This is a genomic window from Pseudoalteromonas rubra (assembly GCF_005886805.2).
GTDB lineage: Bacteria > Pseudomonadota > Gammaproteobacteria > Enterobacterales > Alteromonadaceae > Pseudoalteromonas > Pseudoalteromonas rubra_D.
Map to the genome: position 1 here is coordinate 1,943,959 of NZ_CP045429.1, position 14,823 is coordinate 1,958,781.

A 14,823-nucleotide genomic window follows, 5' to 3' on the forward strand; every position below is an offset into this window, starting at 1 on the left:
GTATGACCCGGCTTTCTTGATTGTGCTAGTATCGTGCTCTGAACTTGTATGCAGAAAAATAAACTATTATGTTTCAGCCTGTTAGCCTTTACATAGGGCTCAGATACAGCCGTGCCAGCAAGGGCAATGGGTTTGTATCTTTTATTTCTTTTTTTTCCATTGCCGGGATAGCACTCGGGTTAATGGCACTTATTACAGTTAGCTCTGTGATGAATGGGTTTGAGCAGAGCCTGAAAAATGCCATGCTCGACTTAATACCTCATGTGCAGTTGCGCAAATCATCAGACGAACAATCTCAAGACGCCGATGCGTTGCTAACTAAGCTGAGCGCATTGCCAGAAGTTAAGCGGGTAACTCCCTATGTCACCAGTGATGTGATCCTGCAAACGAATAAAGATCTGGTTGGTGTACGTTTGCAAGGGACCTTTTCCGGTTATCCATCGGCACTCGAGCCACACATTGAAGCCGGTAGCCTGGCACAGTTTCGTGAGCAGAAATATCAACTGGCGCTGAGTCGCTATCTGGCAAATCAACTGGATGTGCGATTGGGACAAAAAGTTCGGGTGATCATGCCTGATGTTAGCAGTTATACGCCTATGGGCCGGGTCCCTAAACAGCGTTTATTTACAGTTGCCTTGATTTACAACACCCACAGTGAGGCCGATGTTAACCTGGCATTCGCCGATGGTAAAAGTCTGCAACGTTTGCTTAAGCGCAAACCGGTGGATTTTGACGTTAGCATTACATTAAAAGACGCTTTTGCCGTTAATGAGTTCAGAACAGCGAATGTCCCCTTGTTGTCTGGATTAGAATACTCAGACTGGCATGTACAGCAGGGGGCATTATTTGCAGCCGTTGCAATGGAAAAACGCATTATGGCCTTACTATTGGGACTGATCGTGATTGTGGCCGTATTCAATATAGTGTCGGCGTTGTCGATGATGGTCAGTGAAAAGCAAGGTGAAGTAGCTATTTTGCAGACTTTGGGGCTGGCACCTGGCGCTATAGCACGGGTGTTCATGGTGCAAGGGTTGTACAACGGTGTAGTGGGTACGCTAATTGGCACTGTGTTTGGTTATCTGCTGGCCAGTCATATTAACGAGGTACTGGCAGTCAGTGGGCTGTCTTTACTGGGTGGTGCAGAGTTACCGGTCAGGTTCGACTGGTTTAGTTTGAGTTTAATTGTTGCGATCAGTCTGGTTTTGAGTTTTCTGGCAACATTATATCCGGCGTTTAAAGCCGCAAAAGTGCTTCCTGCTGAGGTGTTAAGGTATGAGTGATTTAGTAATTGAATGTCAGGGCCTGAACAAGGCTTATGATGAAGCGGGCCAGCAGGTTGAAGTGTTAAAAGGGGTCGATCTGGCGCTTGAACAGGGCGACATGTTGGCCATCGTCGGCAGTTCCGGCTCAGGCAAGAGTACTTTGTTGCATATATTGGGCACATTGGATACCGCCAGCAGTGGTTCAGTGAAAATCAAAGCTACCGATGTCGCGCAGTTATCGCGTCGTAAACAGGCGGATTTTCGCAATCAAAACCTGGGCTTTATATATCAGTTCCATCACCTGCTTATGGATTTTACGGCATTAGAGAATGTGGCTATGCCTTTGCTGATTGCCGGTCAGCCACCTAAAGCCGCTCAGTCGCAAGCACAGGAAATGTTGGGCAAAGTTGGCCTGGACCATCGTGGAGGTCATCGACCATCGGAGTTATCGGGCGGGGAGCGCCAGCGAGTTGCCATAGCCAGGGCGCTAGTTACGCGTCCTGCATTAGTCTTGGCAGATGAACCTACCGGTAACCTGGACAAACAAAATGCACTGAAAATCTATGCCTTGTTAAAAGAGTTAAACCGGGATTTAAAAACCAGCTTTGTGGTGGTAACACATGACCTTGAACTGGCGGCAAAACTGGGTCGTGCAGTTGCTCTGGACGACGGTGTGTTGGTTGAGCATGCGTTACATAGTGAGGCATAAGCGAATGTTGAGTGTGTTTATCAGTAACCGATTACGTGCTTCCAAGCATCAGGCTGGTATGATTGGGTTTTTGAGTAAATCATCAACGCTCGGTGTCATGCTGGGGGTGGCGGTGCTTATTGTCGCACTCTCAGTGATCAATGGGTTTGAACAACAGCTGAAAACCCGCTTACTTTCTGTGGTACCCCATGTGGCGTACCAGGCGCCTTACGACCCTATTTCCAGTTGGCCTGACAAAGTACGATTGCTGGAAGCTCAGCAAGGTATCTTGGCCGCCGCCCCTGAAATATCTGTCACTGCTATGGTCCAGTTTCGTGGTGAGCTAAAAGCGGCGGAAGTGAAGGGAATAGATTTTCTCTCTCATCATAAGGTGTCAGATGTGGGTCAGTTTATTACTGACACTTCACTAAGCGAGTTGACCGACAATGATATCGTTTTAGGTCGGCATATTGCGACTGAGTTGGGTTTAGAGCGCGGGGATAAAGTCACACTGTTAGTGGCAAATCCACAAGCCGCTTCTCCTCTGGCTGCCCCAAAGCGGCTTAACTTTGTGTTGGCGGATGTGATTAGTATGGGAGGACCTATTGATCGGTCGTTGGCTTTGGTTTCTGTGAAGAGGTTGCAGCAGGCAATGGGGCTGTCTGACGATGAAGTGACCGGGCTCCGTGCAAAAGTTGAGGATGTATTCTCTGCTCATCAGGTCGCAATGGCAGCAGGCCGGGCTTTACCTGATCTGGTCTACGTCAATAGTTGGTTTCGTACGCAGGGGAGCCTTTATCAGGATATTCAAATGGTCAGGACAATAGTGTATCTGGTCGTGTTTCTGATCATCGCTGTCGCCAGTTTTAATATCGTGTCGTCTATGGTAATGGAAGTGAAAGAAAAGCAAGCGGATATTGCGATTTTAAAAACCATGGGTACCAGAGATAGCACTATTTTTGCGACCTTCGCGATACAGGGGGTCAGCTATGCCCTAATAGGTGCCCTGGTTGGTCTGTTTGTCGGCATTTTGTTGGCGCTGAATATTTCCGACTTATTCCGTGCCTGGATTGAGCTTGATGGTGATAATCCATTGCAGGGCGTTTATTTTATTGAATTTTTGCCCAGCCAGTTGGATTGGATCGACGTGGTTTCAGTGTTGTCTATTACGCTTGTTATTTCGGTACTATCTTGCCTTTATCCGGCCTGGCAGGCCGTAAAAGTAGATCCAGCCAGGGTTTTGGGTGGTTAGCTTAGGTAACGCATACCACGGTGTATGCGCTACTCTTCAAAATGCAGATAGCTGGATTTATCGGCGACAACATACTCGACAAAATCGTTAATACTCAGCGGCTTGCTATAGTAATACCCCTGTATATATTCAACCCCTTTGGCTTTGGCATAGATCATCTGGTCTAATTGTTCTATGCCTTCTGCGACCAGCGGTTTATCGAGATTTTTTGCCAGCGACACAATGGAATTGAACAGCGACTGCATTTTTCCGTCATTGACGACATTGGTGACAAAGGCACGGTCAATTTTAATTTCATCAAAATGCAGTTTACACAAATAGCTCAGACTGGAGTAACCGGTACCAAAATCATCAATCGATATCATCAGCCCTTCGCTTTGTAGTTTTTGTAGTATCTCATTAATATAGTTAAAGTTATCGATCAGGGCTGATTCAGTGAGCTCCAGCTTAATTTTGGCGGGGTTAAGCGACAGCTTTTCCAGCGTTTGCAGCAATCGGGTGGTGAAGTTAACATCGAGAATTTCAACAACACTAATGTTGATTGCAAAACGAAACTGGCGTGCCTCAATGTGCTCTTGTGCAAGTAAACTCTTTAACTTATTAATCTGACTGAGCGTAAATAGCGTTAGCTTGTTAATCTCTCCCGTACTTTCAATGATTGGAATAAATTCGGTAGGAGGAATAGGCTGACCGTCAAGTTCCCAGCGCATCAGGCACTCAGCCCCAATCAGACGTTCTGTTTTGGTATCATGAATTGGCTGGAATACCACTTCAAAGCTATCCGCCAGGTTATCCTGATAAAGGGCGCTGCGCAGTCCGGTTTCAATTTTATTCTGTCGTTCAATTTGCCTGGCCAGCGTTTCTTTGAATTCGACCAGACGGTTGTGGTCTGATAGCGCATCAAAGGTTGCCATTTCCGCTTTGTTAAGACTTAACTCATGGTCGTCATTGGGCTGTTCTTTATAGTAGCCCAGTGAGACATTGCTGTAGAAACTGTTGCCGTTAAAATTAAAAGGCTCATTCAGTTGCTTGTATAAGGTTTCGATGTTCAGTGGAACCGTATCGGGAATAAACACGCAGTAACAGTCGGAAGAGTGTTTAGAGAATATCCCTTTATCAAATTCTCCCTGGAATCGTGCCAGGATCTCCATAAATACCAAGTTGGCAACACCAATATTCCAGACTTCGGAAATACGCTGAAAATTACAGATCCGGACACAGCAAATAGTGCCCTGATGAGGTTGCTCTTTAATTTTGTTAATGAAGGCATCTCGATACAGTAATCCGGTGTGGGGATCACGGATTGCGAGCTGCTTATTTAGGCGCCTGACGGAGATCAGCTCTTCGACAGGCTCAAGCCTGATGTAATATTGGTCATCTTGTCTGAAGCTGTAGAGTCTGACCCAGGTAACGCTGCTATTATCGATACTGACGCCCAGCTCAATTTGGTCAAATATAGGATCGAACAGGATTTCACTGAGATTGAGCTCATTAAAGTCCTCATCAATAAAAACCAGCTTTTGCGATAGTATGTCGCCAGGCTTTAGGCCTAGCATACGCTCGGCAGCATCCGAGATGGAGATGATCTGCCCCTGCCTGTCATAGCTAAGATAAGCAATGTGCAGTAGTTGACTCAGTTGGTTTTTCATACAGATCACCCAAGCGCTTTTTGGATCTGGTAAGGGAGGTTACTCAGCGCATAGATTTTATCGACGGCCCCCCTCGCGATGGCTTCTTTTGGCATACCAAACACCACACAACTGGATTCGCTTTCTGCAAAGGTCACAGCCCCCTTTTGCTTCATTTCCAGTAAACCACTTGCGCCGTCATTGCCCATGCCAGTTAGAATAATACCAAGGGCATGATTGCCTACCGACTGGGCTACGGAGCGAAACAACACATCCACCGAAGGCTTGTGACGGCTGACAAGTGGTCCATCGCGTATCTCTAAATAGTAGTCCGAGCCTTGACGTTTTACCAACATATGCTGGCCTCCCGGGGCGATATAAACATGGCCGTGGCGGATGCGAGTGGCAGTTTGTCCTTCTTCTACCTTATGTGGTGTGATGTCATTGAGGCGTTGGGCGAACGCAGCCGTAAACTTACCTGGCATATGCTGTACGATAACAATCGGCGGTGAATGGGCTGGCAGCTGCTGTAAAAGCCGGGCGATTGCCTCTGTACCGCCTGTCGAAGCACCAATAGCAATCACTTTTCCCGCACTGTCAGGTGGCTGCGCTGTTTTGTGGGCAGGTAGCACTTCTTCTGTCGTATGTAGTTCACGAAAGGTGCCTTCTTCGAGGTATTTGAGTTGACGAACTTTGGCTTTAGTCGCCCCTTTGATAGCGTCAATGATCTGGGATACTGAGTCACTGTGTAAAAAGTCTCCCAGCCCGTGAGTGGGTTTGGCAATCACATCCACAGCGCCACAAGCAAGCGCTTCCATCGCGGTGGTGGTTTTTTCCTGCGCCAGTGCCGAGCAGATGATCACCGGCGTAGGGCGTTCCTGCATAATTTTCTTCAGGAAAGTGATGCCATTCATTTTAGGCATTTCCACATCCAACAGAATGACATCCGGCCAATTCAAATTCATTTTTCGTTCTGCAATGATTGGGTCAGGGGCTGTACCGCTGACAATTAAGGTACGTTCATGGGCTATGATCTCACTCATGACTTGGCGCATCAGGGCGGAATCATCGATGATGAAGACGCTGGTCATAAGGTCACCTTCTTGTATATGCAGGGGCTCAGAGTTTGCAGACAAGCAGGCTTATCTCGCATGGCTTCCGAATGTCCCAAAAAGAGTAAACCGCCATGGTTTAAACGTTTGATGATATTATTCAGGATGGCTTGTTGCTTGGATTTGTCAAAGTAGATGAGTACATTACGCAGAAAAATCACATCAAATGAAAAATCAACCGTGGTCAACTTCAACAGGTTGTCTTCCTGAAAGCTACATTGTTTTTTTAGCGTCGAAATCAGCGTGAAGTTATCGGCATTTTTGCCCGTTCCTTTCATGCAATAACGGATCCGATAACGCTTGGGAATTTTGCCTACGGTAGATATGGCATAGCGCGCATTTCTGGCCATCAACACAGACATTTCAGAAATATCTGTGCCGATAACATGCCATGGCCGGTTATAGAATAAATCGTCCAGTATCATCGCCAGTGAGTAAGCCTCTTCTCCGCTCGAGCAGGCGGCGCTCCAGGCCCGAATGGGAGAGTGTCGTGGACGATTGTGCTGATAATAGTGATAAAGAAACTCAAACTGGGCCTGTTCCCTGAAAAAGTAGGTCTCATGCGTGGTGAGTTTATCAATAAAAACTTGCAGCTCATCTTTTCCTTCGGGTGTCATTAACAAGCGATAATACTTGCTGAAAGAAGGGCAGCGTTTAGCGCGCAGGCGACTGGCAAGACGACTTGCCACGATATCCGCTTTGTTTTTACCCAGGCTGATCCCGGTATGCTGCTCAAACAGACGGTTGAGTTGCTGAAACTCCACAGTTGAAATCGCCATTGCTGCCTAACGCTGACAAAATCGGGTGAAGAATTCAGTCTGAGAGGACTTCAGTTGCGTATTTATCTCACTGATATTGAGTACACTGTTCATGTCCAGCAAAATAGTGAGCTGATTATTAATTTTAGCCATTTTCCAGACAAAGTGACGGGGGATATTGGCCCCGAAAGAGGGGGAGTCCTCCAGCTGAGTGCAATTGATAAACTGAATAGACATCACGCTGCTGACCAGCATGCCGAGGGTCATAACTTCGTCCAGACTGGGGTCATAAAAGTCATATAACACGATACAACTATATTTGTTGTAAGGCTGAGGATTTTTCAGCATCAGGCGGTGCTGCATATCCAGAACAGGGATAACACTGCCCCGGACGTTGATCACGCCCCGGATCACCTGATTGCACATAGGTACCATCGTCGTGTCGGTCAGCTCAATGACTTCTTTCACGGACTCTATCGGAATGCCAAAGGTATCATAGCCGATCGACACTAACAGTGAATGAAGTTCTTCGTTGGTCTTATTGTTGTCCGTCAGAGTGGGCGCTGAATTCATATCACCTTTCCTCGTATGAGTGTGCGGGGTCAGAGTCGAGTGTCAGTTCCAGTGCAAGTTGTTTATTATGTTGCTGTAAGTCGTCAAACAACTGCACATCATCCAGCGTCAGTATTTTGGTTATGTCCAGTATTGTCATCAGATTGTCTGTTAGTTTTGCCAAACCATACACAAAACGGCTATGAAACTGACCAGCAATACTAGGCACCTGGTCAATTTCATGTGCAGGAATATCCAGCACCTTAGTGACCATATCGACTTTCAGGCCGACAGTAATATTCTGCGCTTTATAGTTGCACTCAGCAACGATAATACAGGTACGATTGGTATTAGGTTGTGCAGGTTTGTTCAGTCGAACGGATAAGTCAAAAACAGGTATGACTAACCCTCTGAGGTTGATGGCACCAATAATGAAATCAGGTGCCATGGGAATTTTATCCACTTCGATATATTCCATGATCTCTCTGACAATGGAAATACTGATTGAATACGATGCGCCATTGAGCTCAAAAGCCAGATACTTATCAAGATCATAGGCTGCGGTGACTGGGTCATGGATCAATTCACTCATCGCACATTACTCATCAAATGGGGTGTAACCATCTTCGCGGCTATGGCTACTGTCGTGAATGACATGAGACTGACGCCCTTTGTGGCTGCGGCCATTGTTACTCAATTTAAAGTAGCCCACGGTCGAGCGAATATCTCCTGTTTGATCCTGAACCATTTTGGCCGTTGAGGCGAGCTCCTCAGATGCGGATGCATTTTGTTGCGCAATTTCATCAAGCTGAGCCACGGTTCGATTAATCTCAGCCACACTGGTGCTTTGTTCCGTCGATGCAGCGGTGATCTCCTGTACCAAATCTGCGGTCTTGCCAATGTTGGGTACCATTCTGTCGAGCATGGCGCCTGCGTGTTGTGCGATTTTAACGCTGTTGTCGGCAAGTGTACTGATGTCCTGTGCGGCAACTTGAGAACGCTCTGCGAGCTTACGTACTTCATCAGCCACCACCGCGAAGCCCTTACCATGTTCACCGGCTCTGGCCGCTTCAATGGCGGCATTCAAAGCCAGGAGATTGGTTTTATATGCGATGTCTTCGATGATGCCGATTTTCTCTGCTATCTGGGTCATGGCCTGAACAGTGTCTTTTACAGCCTGGCCACCATCGTTTGCCTCGCTGCTGGATTGCTTGGCAATGTCATTGGTCATTTTGGAGTTTTCGGTATTCATTGAAATGGACGAACTCATTTGTTCCAGCGAGGCGGAGGTTTCTTCCACGCTGGCTGCCAGCTGGTTGGAAGTGGAACTGAGCATGCGAGAAGTGGTGCTCACTTCATTAGTACTGTGGGCAATGGACTCAACAGACTCCTGGATGTCCAGCAGGATATTTTGCAGTCGCTCGATAAAGCCATTGAAGCTTTGTGCGGTTTGACCTATTTCGTCATTACCAAAATCCGGTATACGGCGGGTCAGATCGCCTTCCCCTGAACGCAGATCTTCGGCCGCTTCAGCCAGCGCATTGATAGGCAGTACTATGCCTCGTATCAAAAAAGCGGCGGTAGCGACGGCGAGGACGATGGCAACGATAAGTAAGCCCCAGACAAGCTTAATACTGTCCCGGGCGGCAGACATAAGATCGTTGAGTGAAGTGGTGCTCTCAGCTATCGCTTCGTTGGAGATCTTTTCCAGTATCTCTTCTATTTTACTAAAGATATCGTGCTCCAGTCGGTCCACATCTTTGGAAGCCTGGATCTTTTGTTTTGGGTCATACATAGCGAAAATTTCTTTACCACCGTTGTAGAGACCCAGATACATACGCTCTATGTCACCAATGGCTTTAATTTCCAGTGGTTTTCTTTCCAGAGGTTTGAGCTCTGATAGAAAATTAGAAAAGGTACGGGCGTCTTTTTCAAAGGCAGCGGTTGCACCAACTCGGCCACGCATATAAGCATTCAGTGACCCCATCATGTCGCCTTGTTCGTCAATCAGCTCCAGATAGTAGCGTACCCCGGGCAAATCATCGTTGACCACTTCGGCAAAGTCGCCACTGCTACCGGCATCAGCCACTTCGGCCTCTTTTTGGGAATCAAGTAAACTTTCGAGCGGCTCCGCGAACTCTCGATTGATGTACTCATATTTTTCGACCGCTTTTTCTTCCTGAAGGGGGTCAAATCGGTCAAAAATCAGCTCCTGATTTTCGCTGGCATAGCGACGTACTAAATCTTCCAGTTGACGAATGTAGCTGGTATCAACAGAATTGAGTCGCTTAAGGTCTTCGAGGTAGTTAGTGAATTCACTGTAGTTTGACAAAAAATCTGCTTTTTCGTCGGCCTCACCGGCAATGTATTCCAGCACATTGCTGTTCATGTCCCCCAGTTCATCCAGCATATTCAGCGCATAAATAGCTTCAGGTATGTCGTATTGTCCGACATTGGTGGCAAATCCTTCAATCCGGCCGTTTTTCATTTGCACAGACATGGCAATCACCAGCAACAGCAGCCCCATGGTAAACATGGCCAGAATGATCTTGTTTTTAATGGTCAGATTTTTAAACATCTTTACGCTCCGGTTTTATCTGACTAATGCTTGAGCTCTAATTGCTCATACATCGTAATTGCGGTGCGGATCAGGGCAGATACATCCAGAATGATGGCAACTTTGCCACTGCCGAGTATGGTTGCTCCGCTGATACATTTGAGGCCTTCGAACAGCCTCCCCAGGGGTTTTACAACGGTCTGAAACTCTCCTTGCAATGAGTCGACGACCAGACCGGCTCTGAGCGTGCCAAACTGGACGATAACCAGTGATTCCTTCGTATGTTCAATTTGCTGCTCTATCCCAAACAGGGAGCGCAGACGAATAAAAGGCAGGACCTCAGTTCTGAGGTTGATGTAGTTTTTATCCTGAATATCGGACTCAGAGACCACCTCGTGGAGTTCCAGGCACTCAACCACAGTATCTAGGGGGATCACGTAATCCTCGTCGCCAACGGTAAACATAAACCCGTCAATAATGGATAAAGTCAGCGGCAGGCGAATAATAATTTTGGAGCCCAGCCCTTTGGTACTGTCGACTTCCACGCTGCCCCGCAAGCTTTCAACATTGCGTTTTACCACGTCCATGCCCACGCCACGGCCCGAGATACTGGTCACGGCAGCGGCGGTTGAAAAGCCAGGTTCAAAGATAAGCAGGTTAATTTCTTTGTCCTGCAAAGAGTGCTCTGCGCTTATTAAGCCGTTTTCGATTGCGCGAGCCAGGATTTTGCTCTGATCTAACCCCTGACCATCATCCTGGATCTCTATCACAATTGAACCAGAGTCATGATAGGCCTTCAGCGTTAGCTGGCCACAGGCAGGCTTGCCTGCGGCGACACGCTCGTCAGGTGTTTCGATACCATGGTCTATAGCATTGCGGATGATATGCATAAGCGGATCGCTGACTTTCTCAACAAAGGTTTTATCCAGCTCGGTATCCGCGCCAATAATATTGAGCTCCACCTCTTTACCCAGTTCGTCAGATACATCCCGAACAACGCGTTTGAATTTATTAAAGGTTTCGCCAATTTGCACCATTCTGAGTTTAAGTGAGCTGTCACGAATGTTCTCAACTAACCTTTCAAGTAGTGCCATGGCTTCTATCAGGGTTTCGTTGCCTGTTTCGTGGGCAAGCAGATTCGTTCTGGCACCGGTAATGACCATTTCCCCGACTTGATCAATCAACCTGTCGAGCTTCATTGCTTCGACCCGCAAGGTTTTGCTGCTGTGTACTTTGTTTTTCTTCTTATCTTTGGGGGAGGTTATAGGGTTATCATCCAGTGCTGATGCGGGCGATTCTTTCGGTAAAAGTGACTGAGTGAGCTGTGACAGGGTTGACTGGAACTGAGATGGTTCCGGGAAGTATCGTGCGCATGCCTGGATTGCATCGTAACTGCACTGAGCAGGTGGTAAAATCTCTATGACCGCATCGTTTTTGATAAACTCGAAAATCTCTTCTATCGCCTCTTTGTTTTGACTTGTACGAAACAGCATCAGGAACGCCAGGTAGCAGGACTCGGGGTCATAAGGGGTTTGGGCATTCAGAGGAATAACATTGGTGGCGACTTCAAGTTCGGTCACTTCGTTATTAAGAAAATGAATAAAAGGGAAGGGGTCGAGGCCATTACGCAGTACATTTTCGTTTGGAACAAAGCAAATAAACCAGATGCCATTTTGCGGCTGCATGTGGATGTCTGAGGTGGCAATGTTATCCTGGGGAAGAGCAGCATCGTCGATAAACTCACTGAACTGGCCGCTCAGAGCAGCAAGTTGGGTCAGCTGGTGTGCACTGGGTTCATTGTCCGACGCGGCGAGCAGGATCAGTTCCTCGCATAAGTCACCCGTTTCGAGGTATAGAGAGAGCAAGGGTTTGCTCATTTCCCGATTGCCGTTTCGAACATCGTCCAGTACTGTTTCTGCAATGTGGGTCAGGCTTACGACGTAGTCAAAACCAAACAAGCCTGCACTGCCTTTAATGGTGTGAATGGCGCGGAAGATGGCGTTGATGGTTTCTTCCTGATCGGCACCAGCGTCACTGGCTTCCATATCCAGCAGAGAGTTTTCCATGTCGGCCAGAAGCTCTTTGGACTCACTGACAAAGGTGGTAATGGCCGCGCTTAAATCAACAGACATAGTTAAAGTTCGCTTTTATTTGGAGCGGCCAGGGACACATTCAACAGGGTTAGCCTGGCTGTTAGCAGATCTGACAGGGTGAGGGCATTAATCTGTACCCCTGTTGTCCGACAGTGATTCACCAGCCAGGCTGTCAACTGGATCCCTGCGCTGTCGAGCTCTTCGACCTGGCTTAAGTCGAGCTCTACCGTCTGTTTGCCCTCTAAAAACGCACTGAGCTCAATATGCACATCTTGTACTTCGTAGATGGTTAATTCTGCTGGGAACTTAAAACACTCAGACATCACTATCACATCATCAATAACTTAGAGACGGCTTGAAGCATTTGTGCTGGCTTAAATGGTTTGACCATCCAGGCTTTTGCGCCTGCTTTTTTGCCTTCTTCCATCATGCTCTGTTGATTTTCAGTGGTCAGCATAATGACGGGTGTAAATTTGTATTGTGGTAGCTGTTTGACATTTTTGACGAACTCAATGCCGTTCATATTGGGCATATTGACGTCACTGATTATCAGGTGAACTTTGCTACCGGTGAGTTTACTGAGTGCATCTTTGCCATCGCAGGCTTCAATAACCTGATAGCCAGCCCCTGTCAGCGCAATATTTACGACCTGTCTTAAAGAATCAGAATCATCTACAACTAAAATGGTTTTACTCATAATGTACCCTCAGGCTGCATGTCAGAAAAAAGTAAGGTCGTCCACAGTGTCATCGTCCTTGCGATTGTTGCCGCTATGACTAGATGCCAGAATATGTCGTTGCTCTCGGGTCGCAGCAGTACGAGACAGTGTGTCACTGATCCGCTGATGATTAAATCGGGCGGTGTCGCTTTGGCGGCGCTCTTCAATGAATTTATCCAACTCTTGTGTCATGATCTCCAGCGCAATCGTCACGCTGTCCTGGATCTGATCAACCCGGTCCTGAAACTGCAGGTCAACCAATATCTCCGAGATTTTTTGTCGATTATCTTCGTTAGAGGTCTGAAGTATTTGTGCCTGTTGCTCTACGTTTTGAGATAATGTGAGCCAGGTATCAATCACCTCGTTGATTTGGCGCTGATACTTTTCCGTCAACGCCTGGCGTTCGCTTAATTCACTTTCCATCATTGTCATGGAGCTTTGCATTGCCTGCGCGATAGACTCGACCATTTTGTTTATTTTGACCCCAGTGTCTCCACTTGAATTGGCCAGCGCGCGTACTTCATCTGCTACAACAGCAAAGCCACGACCATTGTCTCCGGCACGCGCTGCCTCTATGGATGCATTCAGAGCCAGTAAATTGGTTTGCTCTGCAATTTTCGCAACATCGATAGACATTGCTTGTAATTCTTTGCTCTGCTCGACCATGGTTTTAAATGTTTCGGTGCGTTGCTGTTGGCTGGTATTGGATTGTTCAAGATAAGCCAGGATTTGATTTAACTGGTCGCGGCTGTGTTGAGAGGTTTGCTGCAAGGTATTGGCACTGCTGTTATCAAGGTTGCTTAAGGTTGCAGTGATATTGCTCACTAACTGGGAGAACTCACCAGACATATTGTCAACGGCCTGCTTGGTTTGCTGACGGGCACTGTTGATTTGCTCCCGCAGCTGCGGGGTAATAGTATGGCCCAATTGCTCCAGGCAAGTGAGATCCGATTGCTGCCCGAGAGCTTGATCTGGTTGTGGTTCTGTTACTGGAGAGGCGCCTGCCCTGGCGGCTCGGATGCTCACATACATGGCTAGTCCAGATAGAGCTGTGATGACTAGCGCAAAGACCAGGTTTGACCCATACCAGGCGATGGCAAAGATGACTAACTGAATAGCAATGGAAAGTGGGATCATAGTTACGACCACTTTGACCTGTTAGATGATCCTTTAATCCTAGTCGAGTCTATTTATTGTGCAAATGCAAATAATAACCTTGGATATTCCCGCGTTTTTACTCCTGCCAGAGTGGGGTCGTACTTGCATCCTGTTCATTTAATTCATACAGTAGGGGAAATTTTCTCAAGAAGTACCTAGAATGACGAAAGACAACACACAAATGAGTAAAGAAGAACAACAAAAAATGCTTGCCCAGTGGCAACACACTTCTTTGCAGGCTGCTCAAAAGTATCTTGCAGAAAAGGGCATAGTAGGTATTAATATTCAAGCCAAAGAGTCCCGTATATTGCCCCCGATCTGTGGTGTCTGGAAAATTAAGGACAACCAGGGTAAAGGGTATTGGGTTATTTCAGGTAAAGTTCCAACAGATGCGATGCCAGTGAGCGGGGCTGCAGATGCCCGCGCTGCACTTAAGCACTTTTCTTATCAATGGCAAATTAAAGCTGACAAAATCTTGGGTGCAGGGCGTCCAGATCCAACCCAGACTGAGTATGCCAACTTTCTTATTCACCATGCCCATGGCGTGTATGATTTGGCCAACAAAGACCAGTTATGGGCTAATGTAGCATCGTAAAAGGCTCAGAGTTCATTTCTTTTACCGGGCATTTCATCCGCTGTCTTGGAATGCCTGCTTCCATAAACACACCGCCTTGTTTGGAAAAGCCGGACTTCAAAAAGGTGGGTACCTCGTCTAAGATGCATTGCACGAAGACGTTTTCATAGCCTTTTTGTTCCGCCAGGGTACTAAGAAAGCTGATCAAAGATTGGTAGGCCTCGCGATTTCTGTGAGCCCGAATGATCGCAATTCGACTGATCAGACCATCACAACATAATCTGCCGGTTCCAATCGGGCACTGATTTTCATCCCGCACGAGAACATGTTCCGCAGTTTTATCGTGTTGATCAAACTCTACTTCCCTTGGAAGGTGAAGTTCGCAAACAAAGACTCGTTCGCGGATTTGGCGCAGTTGTCCCTGAGTTTTTTGCCAACTCACTCTATCGACGTGGTAATTCATGATTGCCT

The 14,823-nt window shown here is 47.2% G+C and carries 15 protein-coding genes; 4 read left to right on the plus strand and 11 right to left on the minus strand.

Features of this window, described 5'->3' with window-relative positions; all coding sequences use genetic code 11:
- Window positions 1-68: 68 nt before the first annotated feature.
- From CWC22_RS08390 to CWC22_RS08400, 3 genes are read left to right on the plus strand one after another with little or no spacing between them, the layout of a single operon-like run.
- Complete coding sequence (locus tag CWC22_RS08390) at window positions 69-1,280, plus strand: lipoprotein-releasing ABC transporter permease subunit (protein WP_138538845.1); 1,212 nt, start codon at window positions 69-71, stop codon at window positions 1,278-1,280.
- On the plus strand, window positions 1,273-1,971 hold the full coding sequence (gene lolD / locus CWC22_RS08395; RefSeq protein WP_138538844.1) for a lipoprotein-releasing ABC transporter ATP-binding protein LolD: 699 nt from the start codon (window positions 1,273-1,275) through the stop codon (window positions 1,969-1,971). Before CWC22_RS08390 ends, lolD begins: the two co-directional genes overlap by 8 nt.
- Window positions 1,972-1,975: 4 nt before the next feature.
- Window positions 1,976-3,202 (plus strand): lipoprotein-releasing ABC transporter permease subunit, encoded by a 1,227-nt coding sequence (locus tag CWC22_RS08400; protein ID WP_138538843.1) that lies wholly within the window; start codon window positions 1,976-1,978, stop codon window positions 3,200-3,202.
- A 29-nt stretch (window positions 3,203-3,231) separates the two neighbouring features.
- Here the strand turns inward: CWC22_RS08400 and CWC22_RS08405 are convergent, their stop codons facing one another.
- From CWC22_RS08405 to CWC22_RS08450, 10 genes are read right to left on the minus strand one after another with little or no spacing between them, the layout of a single operon-like run.
- Window positions 3,232-4,851 carry a sensor domain-containing phosphodiesterase gene (locus CWC22_RS08405; RefSeq protein ID WP_138538842.1) on the minus strand — a complete coding sequence of 540 codons (1,620 nt, stop codon included), beginning with the start codon at window positions 4,849-4,851 and terminating at the stop codon, window positions 3,232-3,234.
- 5 nt (window positions 4,852-4,856) lie between these two features.
- Entirely contained in the window at window positions 4,857-5,921 is a 1,065-nt protein-coding gene (locus tag CWC22_RS08410) for a protein-glutamate methylesterase/protein-glutamine glutaminase (protein ID WP_138538841.1), read from the minus strand.
- Window positions 5,918-6,721 (minus strand): CheR family methyltransferase, encoded by an 804-nt coding sequence (locus tag CWC22_RS08415; RefSeq protein ID WP_138538840.1) that lies wholly within the window; start codon window positions 6,719-6,721, stop codon window positions 5,918-5,920. The genes CWC22_RS08410 and CWC22_RS08415 overlap by 4 nt, the downstream gene beginning before the upstream one ends.
- Window positions 6,722-6,727: 6 nt before the next feature.
- Window positions 6,728-7,273: a chemotaxis protein CheW gene (locus tag CWC22_RS08420; RefSeq protein ID WP_125561357.1), complete on the minus strand. Its 546-nt coding sequence runs from the start codon at window positions 7,271-7,273 to the stop codon at window positions 6,728-6,730.
- Between the two features lies 1 nt (window position 7,274).
- A complete protein-coding gene (locus tag CWC22_RS08425) occupies window positions 7,275-7,844 on the minus strand; it encodes a chemotaxis protein CheW (RefSeq protein WP_138538839.1) in 570 nt (189 codons plus the stop codon).
- A gap of 6 nt (window positions 7,845-7,850) precedes the next feature.
- Complete coding sequence (locus tag CWC22_RS08430; RefSeq protein ID WP_171045098.1) at window positions 7,851-9,830, minus strand: methyl-accepting chemotaxis protein; 1,980 nt, start codon at window positions 9,828-9,830, stop codon at window positions 7,851-7,853.
- Window positions 9,831-9,853: 23 nt separating this feature from the next.
- On the minus strand, window positions 9,854-11,941 hold the full coding sequence (locus CWC22_RS08435; protein ID WP_125561353.1) for a chemotaxis protein CheA: 2,088 nt from the start codon (window positions 11,939-11,941) through the stop codon (window positions 9,854-9,856).
- A 2-nt stretch (window positions 11,942-11,943) separates the two neighbouring features.
- Complete coding sequence (locus CWC22_RS08440; RefSeq protein ID WP_138538838.1) at window positions 11,944-12,225, minus strand: STAS domain-containing protein; 282 nt, start codon at window positions 12,223-12,225, stop codon at window positions 11,944-11,946.
- A 5-nt stretch (window positions 12,226-12,230) separates the two neighbouring features.
- Complete coding sequence (locus tag CWC22_RS08445; protein WP_010385407.1) at window positions 12,231-12,599, minus strand: response regulator; 369 nt, start codon at window positions 12,597-12,599, stop codon at window positions 12,231-12,233.
- A gap of 21 nt (window positions 12,600-12,620) precedes the next feature.
- Entirely contained in the window at window positions 12,621-13,757 is a 1,137-nt protein-coding gene (locus CWC22_RS08450) for a methyl-accepting chemotaxis protein (RefSeq protein ID WP_138538837.1), read from the minus strand.
- 181 nt (window positions 13,758-13,938) lie between these two features.
- Between CWC22_RS08450 and CWC22_RS08455 the strand changes: the two genes are divergently transcribed.
- A complete protein-coding gene (locus tag CWC22_RS08455) occupies window positions 13,939-14,373 on the plus strand; it encodes a DUF4826 family protein (RefSeq protein ID WP_138538836.1) in 435 nt (144 codons plus the stop codon).
- Here CWC22_RS08455 and CWC22_RS08460 read toward each other — a convergent pair.
- Window positions 14,357-14,815, minus strand: coding sequence for a GNAT family N-acetyltransferase (locus tag CWC22_RS08460; protein ID WP_125561345.1), 459 nt, complete (start codon window positions 14,813-14,815; stop codon window positions 14,357-14,359). The two genes, CWC22_RS08455 and CWC22_RS08460, sit on opposite strands and share 17 nt — an antisense overlap.
- Between the last annotated feature and the right edge of the window lie 8 nt (window positions 14,816-14,823).

Excerpts from the sequence above, each read along its gene's own strand:
- CWC22_RS08435 (WP_125561353.1), bottom strand. The coding sequence starts at position 11,941 with ATGTCTGTTGATTTAAGCGCGGCCATTACCACCTTTGTCAGTGAGTCC.
- CWC22_RS08415 (WP_138538840.1), bottom strand. The coding sequence starts at position 6,721 with ATGGCGATTTCAACTGTGGAGTTTCAGCAACTCAACCGTCTGTTTGAG.
- lolD (WP_138538844.1), top strand. The coding sequence starts at position 1,273 with ATGAGTGATTTAGTAATTGAATGTCAGGGCCTGAACAAGGCTTATGAT.
- CWC22_RS08405 (WP_138538842.1), bottom strand. The coding sequence starts at position 4,851 with ATGAAAAACCAACTGAGTCAACTACTGCACATTGCTTATCTTAGCTAT.
- CWC22_RS08425 (WP_138538839.1), bottom strand. The coding sequence starts at position 7,844 with ATGAGTGAATTGATCCATGACCCAGTCACCGCAGCCTATGATCTTGAT.
- CWC22_RS08390 (WP_138538845.1), top strand. The coding sequence starts at position 69 with ATGTTTCAGCCTGTTAGCCTTTACATAGGGCTCAGATACAGCCGTGCC.
- CWC22_RS08455 (WP_138538836.1), top strand. The coding sequence starts at position 13,939 with ATGACGAAAGACAACACACAAATGAGTAAAGAAGAACAACAAAAAATG.
- CWC22_RS08400 (WP_138538843.1), top strand. The coding sequence starts at position 1,976 with ATGTTGAGTGTGTTTATCAGTAACCGATTACGTGCTTCCAAGCATCAG.
- CWC22_RS08460 (WP_125561345.1), bottom strand. The coding sequence starts at position 14,815 with ATGAATTACCACGTCGATAGAGTGAGTTGGCAAAAAACTCAGGGACAA.
- CWC22_RS08410 (WP_138538841.1), bottom strand. The coding sequence starts at position 5,921 with ATGACCAGCGTCTTCATCATCGATGATTCCGCCCTGATGCGCCAAGTC.
- CWC22_RS08445 (WP_010385407.1), bottom strand. The coding sequence starts at position 12,599 with ATGAGTAAAACCATTTTAGTTGTAGATGATTCTGATTCTTTAAGACAG.
- CWC22_RS08440 (WP_138538838.1), bottom strand. The coding sequence starts at position 12,225 with ATGTCTGAGTGTTTTAAGTTCCCAGCAGAATTAACCATCTACGAAGTA.
- CWC22_RS08430 (WP_171045098.1), bottom strand. The coding sequence starts at position 9,830 with ATGTTTAAAAATCTGACCATTAAAAACAAGATCATTCTGGCCATGTTT.
- CWC22_RS08420 (WP_125561357.1), bottom strand. The coding sequence starts at position 7,273 with ATGAATTCAGCGCCCACTCTGACGGACAACAATAAGACCAACGAAGAA.
- CWC22_RS08450 (WP_138538837.1), bottom strand. The coding sequence starts at position 13,757 with ATGATCCCACTTTCCATTGCTATTCAGTTAGTCATCTTTGCCATCGCC.